This is a genomic window from Marinobacter santoriniensis NKSG1, assembly GCF_000347775.1.
GTDB lineage: Bacteria > Pseudomonadota > Gammaproteobacteria > Pseudomonadales > Oleiphilaceae > Marinobacter > Marinobacter santoriniensis.
Genome location: NZ_APAT01000004.1, coordinates 19,756 through 32,357 on the forward strand (window position 1 = coordinate 19,756; position 12,602 = coordinate 32,357).

At 59.4% G+C, this 12,602-nt stretch carries 14 protein-coding genes; 4 read left to right on the forward strand and 10 right to left on the reverse strand.

The window, feature by feature from the left end:
- Positions 1–132 precede the first annotated feature (132 nt).
- Positions 133–387, forward strand: a complete 255-nt coding sequence (locus MSNKSG1_RS00495; protein ID WP_008937264.1) for a GrxA family glutaredoxin — start codon at positions 133–135, stop codon at positions 385–387.
- Positions 388–466: 79 nt separating this feature from the next.
- Here the strand turns inward: MSNKSG1_RS00495 and MSNKSG1_RS00500 are convergent, their stop codons facing one another.
- Positions 467–1,729, reverse strand: a complete 1,263-nt coding sequence (locus MSNKSG1_RS00500; RefSeq protein WP_008937265.1) for a 6-phosphofructokinase — start codon at positions 1,727–1,729, stop codon at positions 467–469.
- A gap of 155 nt (positions 1,730–1,884) precedes the next feature.
- Between MSNKSG1_RS00500 and mpl the strand changes: the two genes are divergently transcribed.
- The 3 genes from mpl (at position 1,885) to MSNKSG1_RS00515 (ending at position 5,231) form a co-directional block, all read left to right on the forward strand.
- Positions 1,885–3,300, forward strand: coding sequence for a UDP-N-acetylmuramate:L-alanyl-gamma-D-glutamyl-meso-diaminopimelate ligase (mpl, locus tag MSNKSG1_RS00505; RefSeq protein ID WP_008937266.1), 1,416 nt, complete (start codon positions 1,885–1,887; stop codon positions 3,298–3,300).
- 18 nt (positions 3,301–3,318) lie between these two features.
- On the forward strand, positions 3,319–3,972 hold the full coding sequence (locus MSNKSG1_RS00510) for a flavin prenyltransferase UbiX (protein WP_008937267.1): 654 nt from the start codon (positions 3,319–3,321) through the stop codon (positions 3,970–3,972).
- A gap of 119 nt (positions 3,973–4,091) precedes the next feature.
- Positions 4,092–5,231 (forward strand): acyl-CoA dehydrogenase family protein, encoded by a 1,140-nt coding sequence (locus tag MSNKSG1_RS00515; RefSeq protein ID WP_008937268.1) that lies wholly within the window; start codon positions 4,092–4,094, stop codon positions 5,229–5,231.
- A gap of 52 nt (positions 5,232–5,283) precedes the next feature.
- On the opposite strand, the gene MSNKSG1_RS00520 is transcribed toward MSNKSG1_RS00515, so the two are convergent.
- Genes MSNKSG1_RS00520 through atpD form a run of 9 tightly spaced genes read right to left on the reverse strand, consistent with a single transcriptional unit; the run spans position 5,284 to position 12,437 of the window.
- Entirely contained in the window at positions 5,284–6,249 is a 966-nt protein-coding gene (locus MSNKSG1_RS00520; RefSeq protein WP_008937269.1) for an LOG family protein, read from the reverse strand.
- Positions 6,246–7,124 carry a F0F1 ATP synthase subunit gamma gene (locus MSNKSG1_RS18610; protein ID WP_008937270.1) on the reverse strand — a complete coding sequence of 293 codons (879 nt, stop codon included), beginning with the start codon at positions 7,122–7,124 and terminating at the stop codon, positions 6,246–6,248. The genes MSNKSG1_RS00520 and MSNKSG1_RS18610 overlap by 4 nt, the downstream gene beginning before the upstream one ends.
- A complete protein-coding gene (locus MSNKSG1_RS00530; RefSeq protein ID WP_008937271.1) occupies positions 7,108–8,616 on the reverse strand; it encodes a F0F1 ATP synthase subunit alpha in 1,509 nt (502 codons plus the stop codon). Before MSNKSG1_RS00530 ends, MSNKSG1_RS18610 begins: the two co-directional genes overlap by 17 nt.
- Positions 8,609–9,355 carry a F0F1 ATP synthase subunit B family protein gene (locus MSNKSG1_RS00535; protein WP_008937272.1) on the reverse strand — a complete coding sequence of 249 codons (747 nt, stop codon included), beginning with the start codon at positions 9,353–9,355 and terminating at the stop codon, positions 8,609–8,611. The genes MSNKSG1_RS00530 and MSNKSG1_RS00535 overlap by 8 nt, the downstream gene beginning before the upstream one ends.
- A gap of 41 nt (positions 9,356–9,396) precedes the next feature.
- Positions 9,397–9,663 carry an ATP synthase subunit c family protein gene (locus tag MSNKSG1_RS00540; protein WP_008937273.1) on the reverse strand — a complete coding sequence of 89 codons (267 nt, stop codon included), beginning with the start codon at positions 9,661–9,663 and terminating at the stop codon, positions 9,397–9,399.
- Positions 9,664–9,689: 26 nt separating this feature from the next.
- Positions 9,690–10,355: a F0F1 ATP synthase subunit A gene (locus tag MSNKSG1_RS00545; RefSeq protein WP_008937274.1), complete on the reverse strand. Its 666-nt coding sequence runs from the start codon at positions 10,353–10,355 to the stop codon at positions 9,690–9,692.
- Positions 10,356–10,364: 9 nt separating this feature from the next.
- Entirely contained in the window at positions 10,365–10,634 is a 270-nt protein-coding gene (locus MSNKSG1_RS00550; protein WP_008937275.1) for an AtpZ/AtpI family protein, read from the reverse strand.
- 7 nt (positions 10,635–10,641) lie between these two features.
- Positions 10,642–11,046: a F0F1 ATP synthase subunit epsilon gene (locus MSNKSG1_RS00555; protein WP_008937276.1), complete on the reverse strand. Its 405-nt coding sequence runs from the start codon at positions 11,044–11,046 to the stop codon at positions 10,642–10,644.
- Positions 11,043–12,437, reverse strand: a complete 1,395-nt coding sequence (atpD, locus tag MSNKSG1_RS00560) for a F0F1 ATP synthase subunit beta (protein WP_008937277.1) — start codon at positions 12,435–12,437, stop codon at positions 11,043–11,045. The genes MSNKSG1_RS00555 and atpD overlap by 4 nt, the downstream gene beginning before the upstream one ends.
- Positions 12,438–12,602 lie beyond the last annotated feature (165 nt).

Consider the following 12,602-nt stretch of genomic DNA (forward strand, 5'->3'; position numbering starts at 1 on the left):
GCCCATGTCAGTATGGTCACCTACTATGGTTGCCATTCAAAGCATCAATTTTTGTTAGCGGCCATCTTTACAGTATTCTGGTCATCAAACAGGTTAACAACACGGTGCAATGCACCGTTTCAGGAGGTAATAATGGAGCAGGTCACCATCTACGGCCGTTCTTCCTGCGGATTCTGCATGCGGGCGAAAATGCTGTGTGAGTCCATGCAACTGCCCTACACCTGGGTCGATATGGTGGCGGAAGGGATGTCCAAGGCGGACGTTGCGGAAAAAATCGGCAAGCCGGTTCATACGGTTCCCCAGATTCTCGTCGGGCAGCAGTACATCGGAGGCTACGATGAGTTTTCCGTCTATGTCCGGGAACACGCAGCGGAGTTCGCCCGCTGAAGCTTGAGTTGTCGCGGGCAAAAAAAACCGCCGCGCGCCCTCCCGGGTGCTGGCGGTTTTTTTGATCTCTTTCAGACAGTCAGAGACTGAACTCGGTTTTCAGCTTCTTGGCCACCAGTTCGTTCTTCAGTTTTGCCACTTTCGGCAGTCCGTTTTCGAAGGGCGGGAAGCTCTCGCCGTTAATCAGTGGTGACAGATAATCGCGACAGTCCTGGGTGATGCCGAAGCCATCATCGGTGATGTAGTGGATCGGCATTTTCTTTTCCTGGTTGGCCACTTCGCTGAGCTGGGCTTCGCCGATCGACCACTGGTAGGGCTTGGCTTGCTCGCGAACGATGGTCGGCATGAGGGCCTGCTTGCCTGCAATCGCCATTTCCACCGCAGCCTTGCCCACCGCATAGGCCTGCTCCACGTCAGTCGCAGAGGCAATGTGGCGTGCGCTCCGCTGGAGATAGTCGGCGACTGCCCAATGATACTTGTGACCCAGCGCCTGTTTGACCATGTTGGCCAGCGCCGGGGCAACACCGCCGAGCTGGGTATGGCCGAAGGCATCCTTGGCGCCGGCATCCGCGAGGAAACGACCGTCTTCGTATTGGGCGCCTTCGGATGCGACCACAACGCAATAGCCGTAGTCCCTCACACACTGATCTACCCGGGCAAGAAACGCTTCGCGATCGAACGGAATCTCCGGGAACAGGATAATGTGGGGCGGTTCGCCTTCGCCCTGGCCGGCCAGTCCGCCAGATGCCGCGATCCAGCCTGCGTGGCGGCCCATAACCTCGAGAATGAAGACCTTGGTTGAGCTCTCACACATGGACTTGATGTCGAGGCTCGCCTCGAGGGTGGAGGTGGCGATGTACTTGGCAACCGACCCGAAGCCAGGACAACAGTCCGTGAAGGGGAGGTCGTTGTCGACGGTCTTGGGAACCCCGATGCAGGTAATGGGGTACCCCATCTTGTCGGCAATCTGGGAGACCTTGTAGGCCGTGTCCTGGGAATCACCGCCGCCGTTGTAGAAGAAGTAGCCGATGTCGTGGGCCCGGAACACCTCGATCAGGCGCTCATACTCGCGGCGGTTCTCGGAAATGTTCTTGAGCTTGTGGCGGCAGGATCCAAAGGCCCCACCCGGGGTGTGGATCAGTGCCTGGATGGCGTCGTCCGTTTCAAGGCTGGTGTCGATCAGTTCCTCTTTCAGCGCCCCGATAATGCCGTTGCGGCCGGCAAAAACCTTGCCGATCTTGTCCGGGTGCTTGCGGGCCGTCTGGATGACGCCGCAGGCGCTGGCATTGATGACGGCGGTAACACCGCCAGATTGGGCGTAAAAAGCGTTCTTGATGGCCATCTTGGGCTGGAGCCTCCTGCTGGTTCGACAATGGCGCAGATGATACGCCAAACGCCCCGGATTTTCATGAGCAGGATTGCGGATGGGCCGGGCCTTGACGGCCTCCGGCGTATAGGGGAGGCTTGGCAGGTTTCAACGGAGAGGTCGAATCCAGAATGCACATTCACATCCTCGGAATCTGTGGCACGTTCATGGGCAGTCTCGCGGTACTGGCCCGGGAGCTCGGGCACACGGTGACCGGGTCAGACCAGGGCGTGTATCCGCCCATGAGTACCCAGCTGGAGCGCCAGGGCATCAGCCTGATGGAGGGCTACCATGAGGCGCACCTGGAGCCGGCGCCGGATCTGGTGCTGATTGGCAATGCGATGTCCCGGGGAAATCCCGAAGTCGAGGCGGTGCTCAATCGCAACATCGACTATATGTCTGGCCCCGAATGGCTTTCCCGCGAAGTGCTCCGGCATCGATGGGTCATGGCGGTTGCCGGTACTCACGGAAAAACCACAACCACGTCCATGCTCCTGTGGATACTGGATCAGGCCGGCTTTGACCCCGGTTATCTGGTTGGCGGGGTGCCGCTGGATTTCCCCGTGTCGGCCAGGTTGGGCAGCAGTGATTTCTTCGTGATCGAGGCCGATGAGTACGACAGCGCGTTTTTCGACAAACGGTCGAAGTTTGTTCACTACCGACCGCACACGCTGATTCTGAACAACCTGGAGTTCGATCATGCCGACATATTTGATTCGGTAGAGGCCATCGAACGGCAGTTCCATCACCTGGTCCGCACGGTTCCGTCCCAGGGCCTGATTATTCGTCCGGCGGTGGACGCCCACCTCGACAAGGCCCTTGCCATGGGCTGCTGGAGTCCGGTCCAGGATACGGCCATCGGCAGTGAGGTGATACGCATGGCAGACTGGCGTGCGGAATTGCTGGCGGAGGATGGCAGCCGGTTTATGGTGATACACCACGAGCAGCCGGTGGCCACTCTCACCTGGGATCTGACCGGCCTCCACAACGTGCGCAATGCCCTGTCGGCGATCGCTGCGGCCCGCCATGTCGGTGTGACGCCGGATCATGCCGTCGCTGCCTTGTGCCGGTTCTCCGGAGTGAAGCGGCGAATGGAGTTGCTCGCCGATATTGACGGCGTCAGGGTTTACGATGATTTTGCGCATCATCCGACCGCCATCGAGACAACCCTGCAGGGGTTGCGCAACCGGGTGGGCGAGGAGCCGATCCTGGCCCTGATCGAGCCCCGTTCCAATACCATGAAGCAGGGCGTCCACCGGGACCGACTGCTGGAGAGTGCTGAGCTTGCAGATCGGGTGCTGTGGGCCAATCTCAATGACATGGAGTGGCTGGAGTCGCTGATCGCGGAATGGCAGGCAGGCCACCAGCACAGCGGGCACCACGGCATCGAGGCTTCCGTCGACGACCTGATTCAGGCCACGCTGACGGATCTGCCTCGCCCCTGCCACATTGTGCTGATGAGTAATGGTGGCTTCGGCGGCCTCTCCGGCAAACTGGTGGCCGAACTCGAGCGTATCAGTTCCGGTCCGGCGCAACCGGACCAATGACTGACGGGAAACTTCTCCATGACTGACCCAGTACCGACCGGAAAAACCGTAAACCTGGCCTTCACTGGCGCCTCCGGGGCTCAATACGGCCTTCGGCTCTTGCAATGCCTGGTGGCGTCCGAGTGCCGCGTGCACGTGATGATCAGTCGCGCGGCACAGGTGGTGATCGCGACAGAAACCGATCTGAAGCTGCCGGGATCGCCGCCGGCCATGGAGCAATGCCTGTCGGACTTTGCCAATGCAAAACCGGGGCAGGTGCGTGTGTTCGGCCGTGAGGACTGGTTTGCGCCGCCCGCGTCCGGTTCGGGAGAGAAAGCCCCGCTCGTGGTATGTCCGTGCAGTACCGGAACCCTGTCGGCGCTGGCGACCGGCGCCAGCAACAATCTGATCGAACGGGCGGGAGATGTTGCCCTCAAGGAGCGGCGACCGCTGATTCTCGTGACCCGGGAGGCGCCGCTCTCCGAGGTTCACCTCGAAAACATGCTGCGCCTGACCCGCATGGGCGCCGTCGTCATGCCGGCCAGTCCGGGGTTTTATCACGACCCGAAAACCATCGACGACCTGGTGGACTTTATTGTTGCCCGCATCCTCGATCATCTGGATTTGCCCCAGCGACTGATGCCCCGGTGGGGCGAGTCGCGAATGGGCAAAAAAGGCCAATCCGGAGACTGATCCGTCGCCCGATGGTTTTGGTCAGCGCGTTTGATGGTTTTCATCATTGAGCGAGGACCGGCATCGACAGAGACTGGGTGAACGACAACCACAACCGATGTCATTCACCGAGGTTCACCATGATTCCACGCACCCTTTTCGATGCCGACCTGGAGGGATTCCGGGATTCCGTGCGCAAATTCCTGGAGCAGGAAGCGGCGCCCTACCACGACCAGTGGGAAAAAGACGGCCAGGTCAGCCGCGAACTCTGGACCAAAGCCGGTGAACTGGGCTTTCTGTGCCCCACCATGCCGGAGGAATACGGCGGCGTCGGGGCGGATTTCCGTTACAGTGCCGTTGTGATCGAGGAAATATCCCGGGCCGGATTGTCCGGCATCGGCTGGGGCCTGCACTCGGACATCGTGGCACCTTACATCCTGAACTACGGTTCTGAAGAACAGAAACAGACCTACCTTCCAAAACTGGCGTCCGGCGAAATGATCGGGGCCATTGCCATGACCGAACCGGGTGCCGGCTCGGACTTGCAGGGCGTGAAGACCACCGCCGTCAAACAGGACGATCACTATCTGCTGAACGGTTCAAAGACGTTTATCACCAACGGTCAGTTGGCCGACCTGGTGATCGTAGTGGCCAAGACCGATCCCCGGGAAGGCGCCAAAGGGACCAGCCTGCTGTTGGTGGAAACCGCATCCGAGGGCTTTGAGAAGGGCCAGAACCTGAACAAGGTGGGCATGAAAGCCCAGGATACCTCCGAGCTGTTCTTCCAGGACGTCAAGGTGCCGGCAGGTAACCTGCTTGGCTCACTCGAGGGGCAGGGGTTCTTCCAGTTGATGCAGGAGCTCCCGGCGGAGCGGTTGCAGGTGGCGCTGGCCGCCGTCGCCGCTGCCGAGTCGGCGTGGCAGTGGACACTGGACTACGTCAAAGAGCGCAAGGCCTTTGGCAAGCCGGTCATCTCGTTCCAGAATACCCGTTTCAAGCTGGCGGAAATGAAAGCGGAAATCACCGCGGCCCGGGTTTTCTGTGATCGATGCCTGGAACTCCACCTCGACAAGAAACTGGACATCCCCACTGCAGCAATGCTCAAACAGTGGACCACGGACCTTCAGTGCAAGGTTATGGACGAATGCGTTCAGCTCCACGGCGGGTACGGCTACATGTGGGAATACCCGATCGCCCGGGCCTGGGCGGATTCCCGGGTACAGCGGATCTACGCGGGCACCAACGAGATCATGAAAGAGATCGTTGCCCGGTCATTCTGACCGGGAGCGCCAGCGGGGAGACTCCGTTTCCCCGCTGGCAGCACGGTGGCGCTCAGTCTGCGAACAGATCCGAACCATTGGACTGGTGCCACTGGACTATACCGTCCCAGATGTCGTCGGCCGTCTCGGCGTACCAGAAAAGATCCCGGTCCTCCTCGTCGATCACCCCCTCATCCACCAGAAAATCCACATCAAACACCCGTCGCCAGTATTGCTCACCCACAAGAATCACCGGAATCGGCTGTATCTTCCGGGTCTGCGCCAGTGTGAGCGTCTCGAACAGCTCGTCCAGGGTGCCATAACCTCCGGGGAATACGACCAGGGCCCGGGTGCGCAGCAGGAAATGCAGCTTGCGGAGTGCGAAGTAGTGAAACCGGAAACACAGGTTTGGAGTAATGTAGGGATTCGGGTACTGCTCGTGAGGCAGGGTGATATTGAGCCCGATGGACTTGCTCTGGACGTCAAAGGCGCCCCGGTTGGCGGCCTCCATGATGCCCGGACCGCCCCCGGTCATGATCACCAGTTCACCGTCGCGAAGAGACTTGCCGGCCTTTCCAACTTTCTGTCCGAACTCGCGCGCGATTTCGTAATACTGGGTTTTTGCCAGCACCCGCTCCGCAATCCGGAGCTGTCGTGCGATGGTTTCGTCATTCGGTGAGGCCGCCAGTTCCGTACGCAGTGTTTCGACCTTCTGGCGGGCAGCTGCAGGCTCACTGATCCGGGTGCTGCCAAAAACCACGATGGTATGGGAAATCCTGTGTTGTTCCAGCAGGAACTCCGGCTTCTGATAGTCGATCTGAAGTCGGACCCCGCGGGTCTCATCCAGATTCAGGTAATCGATGTCCTGATCCGCCTGACGGTAGCCAGGACTCTCCGTCAGAACGCGGATACGCTCCGGAGCGGACAGATCTTCGGTGGCGGCTTTGGGGTGACATTCCGGTAAGGGCTGGCGCCGCAGATTTGGATGGGGCGGGACGGGGATGTTGGGCCCGGTCTTTGGTGGTTGTTTTTCGCTCATTGTCGTGCCTTTGTTTTGGGTTTTCTCGCGCCGCCGGGCTCCTCTCCAACATGACTCGCGTTGAGCAGGATCACTTCGATCTCTTCGATGATTTCTTCCTGGCGGAGGGCATTCAGACGACGAACCATGTCTTCAGCCTTTTCATCGAGTTTTTTGACAGCCATGTCCAGATGCGTGACCCGGTTCAGGTTCTCGGCATTCAGGGACGTTGAGAAAATCTCCTGCAACTCTGCAAGCAGGTATTGTTCCGACAACCGGGTCAACAGAGCCTCGGGTGACTCGTGAATCAGTGGTGGCCCGAGCTTGTCCGGTTCGCGTGGTGGAATGTCCCTGAATGGCGGGATCAGTTTGCGTAGCGCGATGGTATCCGGATCCGTATGGAACAGACAGGACAACGTCATCACGCCATGGGTTTTCTGAAGCTCCATCAGCCGGTCAACCAGGCCGGTGAGCAGGGAAGGAATCTCCTCGCTGACCGCGGCGCCGGTCAGGGTTGCCTCAAGGCGGGGATGGTCAGCCAGCGGTGTGAGCAGCTTGTGGCCGATGGTAACGAGGAACGGACGGTAGTTATCCTCCTTGTCCATGTCCTGGACTCTGGCGGCGAGTTTGTGATTAAAGCTGCCGCAAAAGCCCCGTTCGGTCCCAACCACCAGAAGCACGTCCTGTTCGCTGTGTTCCTGCGGCAAAATACCGGGGAAATGTGCCAATAAATCCGCTGCCACTGCTTCGATACTCCGGGTCACCGCGTGCTGGGATGTCAGGAACCGGGCGAGTTTCCGGTTTTCCATGTAGGCCAGGGTTTTCATGGAATTCATGATGTTGCGGATGTCCGAGAGGCTTTCCCGATGCCGCTCAAGATCATGCCGGTTGGTCATGACCGGTATCTCCGTCTTCAACTGACAGCCATTGGGCAATTGCCGCACTCCAGTCTTCCCTGGAGCTTTCCAGATCAAGCGTGGTTTCCGAGGCGGCGCGGTCCAGGGTCTCAAGCATGCCCGCGATCCGGTCCAGATCCAGCCCCTCAAAACGCCGGTCGTTAAAGGCGATGAGCCAGGCGATCTGGGCCTTTTCATTCAGTGGGCTGAGTCGATCCTGTTTGAGGATTTCACGGAGCACCTGGCCCCGGTGGATCGCCGTCTCCATGGTGGCCTCAAGCCGGGCCCCGAAACGGGTGAAGACTTCCAGCTCAAGGAACTGGAGATAATCCAGCTTCATCCGTTTGGCTTCGTCCTTGATACAGCTGTGCTGGGCCTGTCCTCCGATCCGCGACACCGATCTTCCAATGTCGATGGCGGGCCGGAACCCGCTTGAGAACAGGTTGCGGTCAAGGTAAATCTGGCCATCGGTAATGGAGATCAGGTTGGTGGGAATGTAGGCGGAAATTTCGCCCTGCTGGGTTTCCACGATCGGTAGGGCGGTCATGCTTCCGCCACCGAGGGCGCCTTGCAGGCAGGTGGCCCGCTCAAGCAGGCGTGCATGCATCGAGAATATATCGCCCGGGTAGGCCTCCCGACCTGGAGTCCGACGCAACAGCAACGATAGCTCGCGGTAGGTTTTGGCGTGGGTCGACAGATCGTCGTAGACCACCAGGACATCGTGCCCCTGATGCATCCAGAATTCCGCAATGGCGCAACCGGCAAAGGGGGCTAGATGTTGTAAGCCCGGCAGACCGCTGGCTTCGGCGACGACAACGGTCGTGTAATCCATGGCTTCGTAACGTTTGAGCGTGTCGATGGTGTTGACGACTGTGGACCGCTTCTGGCCGATCAGCACATACACGCAATAGACATCCCGACCCCGCTGGTTGATGACCGTGTCGATGGCAATGGAGCTTCGGCCCAGGCCCTCATCCCCGATCAGGAGCTGCCGCTGACCTTTTCCGACAGGAATCATCGTGTCGATGGTTCTTACGCCGGTGTACAGGGGCCGCTGCACAAAATCCCGTGCGGCAATGGGCGGGGACGGCGCCTCAAGCGGCTGATAACCGGCTGGAATGGGGGCGGGTTCGTCATCCAGGGGGATGCCCAGTGGGTCGACGATCCGGCCGAGCAAGGTATCGCCCACCGGGATGTAAAGGCCGCGGCCGGTCCGGTGCACCAGGGTGCTTGCCGTCAGCTGATCGGTATCGTGCAGCAGAATGGCGCCAAGGAGGTCTTCCTTGATGTCGAACACCATGGCGCGACTTCCATCCTCAAATTCGAGCACATCATCCATTGCGGCGGATGGCAGGCCGGCAATCCAGACAATGCCGTCACCCACCGAAATCACGGTTCCCAGTTCCCGGATCCGCAGGTCCGGCTGGTAGCCATCAATCCACCGGGACTGGGCCTCCAGGAGGCTGCCGTTATTGACGTCCGGTTCAGACATGGTGCTCGAATCCCCTGAAGCCTTTCAGTTCATCACGTACGTTCGCTGCCAGTTTCCAGGCGCCAAGCGTGACCTCGATACCCGCGATCAGGTCCGGGTTGGTTTCGAAGTCAGGGGGCTGATCCGCGCCTGAAACGGCCATGAGGCTCTGGGTCAGACTGGTACGTAGCTGCTCGGGTACCGGGTAGGCCGTGATCACGGAAATTCGTGTCGGCTCGCTGGCCTGTTGCCGGCGCAGGCCTTCCAGTTTTTCATCGGGCAATTGGGACAGTTGATCCAGAAAGAGATCAATCAGCCGTGATTCCAGCTCCGGTCCCGCTGCCTGTTCCAGAATCCGGGTCGCGAACCGGGCTCCCTGCTCCAGGGCTGAGGCTTCGATCGCCCGGGTGGCTACCGCCAGACGGCTTTCCTCGGTCGCCTGCGCCCTGGCTCGGGTTTGCTCCAATTCCTGTTGCAGGACCTTCAGCCGGCGCGTGCGCTCTGTCTCCAGTTCCCTTGAAAGGGCATCCCGTGCTTGCTGCCGTTCCTCCTTCCATTCCGCGACCCGTCCCTCGTATTGCTGTTTAAGCTGTTCTGCCTGTTCCTCGAGCGCCTTTGCGTCGGTCATGGTTTTCTCGACTTCCCGGCGACGGCGGGTGATGACGTCCAGGACCGGTCGATAGAAAAAGTGCTTCAGGACCCAGACCAGGACCAGAAAATTTATGATTTCGAGAATGAACGTGCTCCAGCTCAGTTCCACACCTGAATCCTCTTCCCGTGGTTCGAACGTCGATCGGACAGCTACTTCAACAGGTACTCGAGAAGGGGATTCCGGAACAGCACGATCAGAACGACAACCAGGACGTAGATCGCCAGGGATTCGATCATCGCAAGCCCGATGAACAGTGTGCGCATGATTGAACGTTCAGCCTCGGGTTGGCGGGATAGCGCCTCCATCGCCCGACTGATCGCCCACCCCATCGCGAGGGCGGGCAGCATCACTCCGATGGAAATCCCCAGTACCGCGACCACCGTGGAGGCGATGGTGAACATGGAAAGATCCGGCATAGCGTTACTCCTTGTCAGGCCAATATTCAGTGTTGCGACTGGATGCCTCCAGCCACGTAAATCAGTGCCAGCATTCCAAAAATATAAGCCTGTACCAGCGCTTCGATGATATGCAGCATCAGGATCGGCACCGGTGCAAGAAACCCGGCTACCATCAGAATCAGCAAGGCCGCCATTTCCAGGCTCATCATGTTCCCGAACAGTCGGACGGCCAGTGCCACGGTTCGGGTAATTTCACTGATCAGGTTGAATGGCAGAAGAATGGGGCTGGGGGTCAGGTAATGACGCAGGTAACCCCGGAAGCCGCGTATCCGAATGCCGAACCAGTGTGTGGAGAGGAAGACGAGTGATGCCAGGGCCGCGGTGGCAGAGAGGTCTCTTGTGGGCGAGTTGAATCCGGGAACCAGACCCACCAGGTTGGCGATCACCAGAAAGATCCAGAGGCTGCCAACGAACGGCAAAAGCTGGCTGACATATTGTGGTGCCACTTCTGTTACTGCATCCTCGATGGCCAGCACAATACCCTCAATCGCGGTTTGAAGTGGCCCCGGATCCGGTTGGAGTCGTCGTGACACCAGCCATCCGAACAACGCCAGGGCGGCCGTAATCACCCAGGAGGTCACCACCGTACTGGTGATATCCAGCGGCCCGAGGGAGAAGACCGGTGCAATGGCCAGTGAATTGTCTGCCATGGCTGACTCCTATTCCCGGAGGAACAGATAAACGTTGATTGCCCCTACAAACACCCCGACCAGAATCAGGCTGATGGTCCATCGGGTGGAGTAGCCGTCCAACTGGCTGTCCAGCCAGTGTCCCAGGTAGGCGCCACCGACGGTTGGCAATACAAACAGAAGACCGAGCGTACCGATATAGACGGTCTGCGCCATGAGCGTGGGACGGTCCTTCTCAGCTCGTTTCATGCGACGGGCCTGACGCTCCACCTGTTTTCTCAGGTTATCCTGCTGGCTCATGATGCGTTCATCCCATCTCTTTCCGTCCCAGGTCCCACAATCGGCGAAAGACCGCATTCTCCATGTTGTGGAGGCTCTCCTTTAATGAGTGTAGTTTCTCCTCCTCGGCCAGGAGTTCCTCTTTCAGGGCTTCACTGATCCGGTCATAGTCGTCATCAATCAGAAAGCGGCGGGTATTGACGGTCAGCAGGTTGTCCTGGAAGTAGAGCACGGCACCCGGCATTGCCAGGTGCTGCCAGCTCTGGCCCTCCACTCGAAATCGGGCGAGCCCCATGGTCAGGACGGCGATGGTCCGGCAGTGCCCCGCCATGATGCCAAAGCTGCCGGAGGCATCTTCGCCAACAAAGGAACGCACGGACGGAATGTCCTCGGCGTGTGTTGCATCCTGAAGCCGCAGAGCAAATGTGTTCATGTCTTGCTCCCGGCCATGGTGCCGCGCATGTAGCAATGATCTTCAGGCACCTCGTCAAAACGGCCGGTGAGGAACCCGTCGCAGTCTTCAAGGGTCTGATCCACGGGTACGGTCACACCCGCCATGCCGGTGTGGGAGGCGGTCGCCCAGAAGGGCTGGGTGAGATACCGCTGGAGTTTCCGGGCCCGCATGACGATCTTCTGGTCGGCTGCCGACAGCTCCTCAATGCCGAGCATGGTGATGATGTCTTCCAGTTCCTGATACCGGGCAAGGTGCTCCCGCACGCCCTCCGCGATGTCGTAGTGTCGCCGGCCCAGCGTGTGGCGATCCATGAAACGGCTGCTCGATTGCAATGGATCGACTGCGGGGTAGATGCCCTTGCCGGCCTGGGTTCGGGACAGAATAACCGTGGTGTCGAGGTGGCTGAGAATGGCGCTTACCGCCGGGTCCGTCATGTCATCTGCCGGAACGTAAACGGCTTGAACCGAGGTGATCGCGCCCTCGGCTGTTGAGAGGATGCGGTCCTCCATCTCGGCCACCTCCGTGATCAGTGTGGGCTGATAACCAACGGTGGCGGGCATTCTCCCCAGCAGGCTTGAAACTTCGCTGCCGGCCTGTATGAAACGGAAAATATTATCCATGACAAACAGCACTTCTTTTTGCAGGCTGTCGCGGAGATATTCGGCGTAGGTCAGGGCCGAGAGGCCAACCCGGAAGCGGACGCCGGGAGACTCGTCCATCTGCCCGAAAACCATCAGGGTCTGTGGCAGTACCCCCGCGTCCCGGATCTCATGCCAGAGCTCGTGGCCTTCCCGAATACGTTCACCGACCCCGGCGAAAACGGATACCCCCTGGTGCAGTGTGGCCACGGCGTGCATGAATTCCATGATCAGGACGGTTTTCCCGACCCCGGCGCCACCAAAAAGGCCGGTTTTGCCGCCCCGGAAGAACGGGCAGAGCAGGTCAATGACTTTTATGCCTGTCGGCAGAACGGTGCCTGCACCAACCGAATCGTGAAGCGGGGGGATCCGGCTGTGGATGTTCCGGAATTCCTCGCTTTTCAGGGGAGGGCCGTCATCGAGTGGCGCGCCGAAGATATTGAGAAGACGCCCCAGGCAGTCGGATGTCACGGGAACATGCAGTGGCGCGCCGGTATCAAACACCGGCATGCCGCGGTAGAGGCCGCTGGTACGGTGCATGGTGATCGCCCGCAGATGGCGTTCATCGAGGTGCTGGTGTACCTCGAAGAGGTACTGCTCGTGATCAACTCTCGCCATCAGTGCCTGCCGAAGCGGCGGCAGGCGATCTGACACAATGATGACAACCGGGCCGTGGACTTCCGTGATGAAGCCGATGGGGGTATCGCTGATCTGTAGGGCGGTTGCAGGCATGGATGGTCAACGGTGTGATGGAAGCAGTGACGTGAGTCTGATGGACTCGTTCAGATAGTAGACCAAACCGTCGCTACCTGCCTGATGGACGCACCATTCTATTGATATGGCTCAGGGGGCGTTACCTAACTTTACAATTTGCCAAGCCTATCAAGGTTCAGTCTT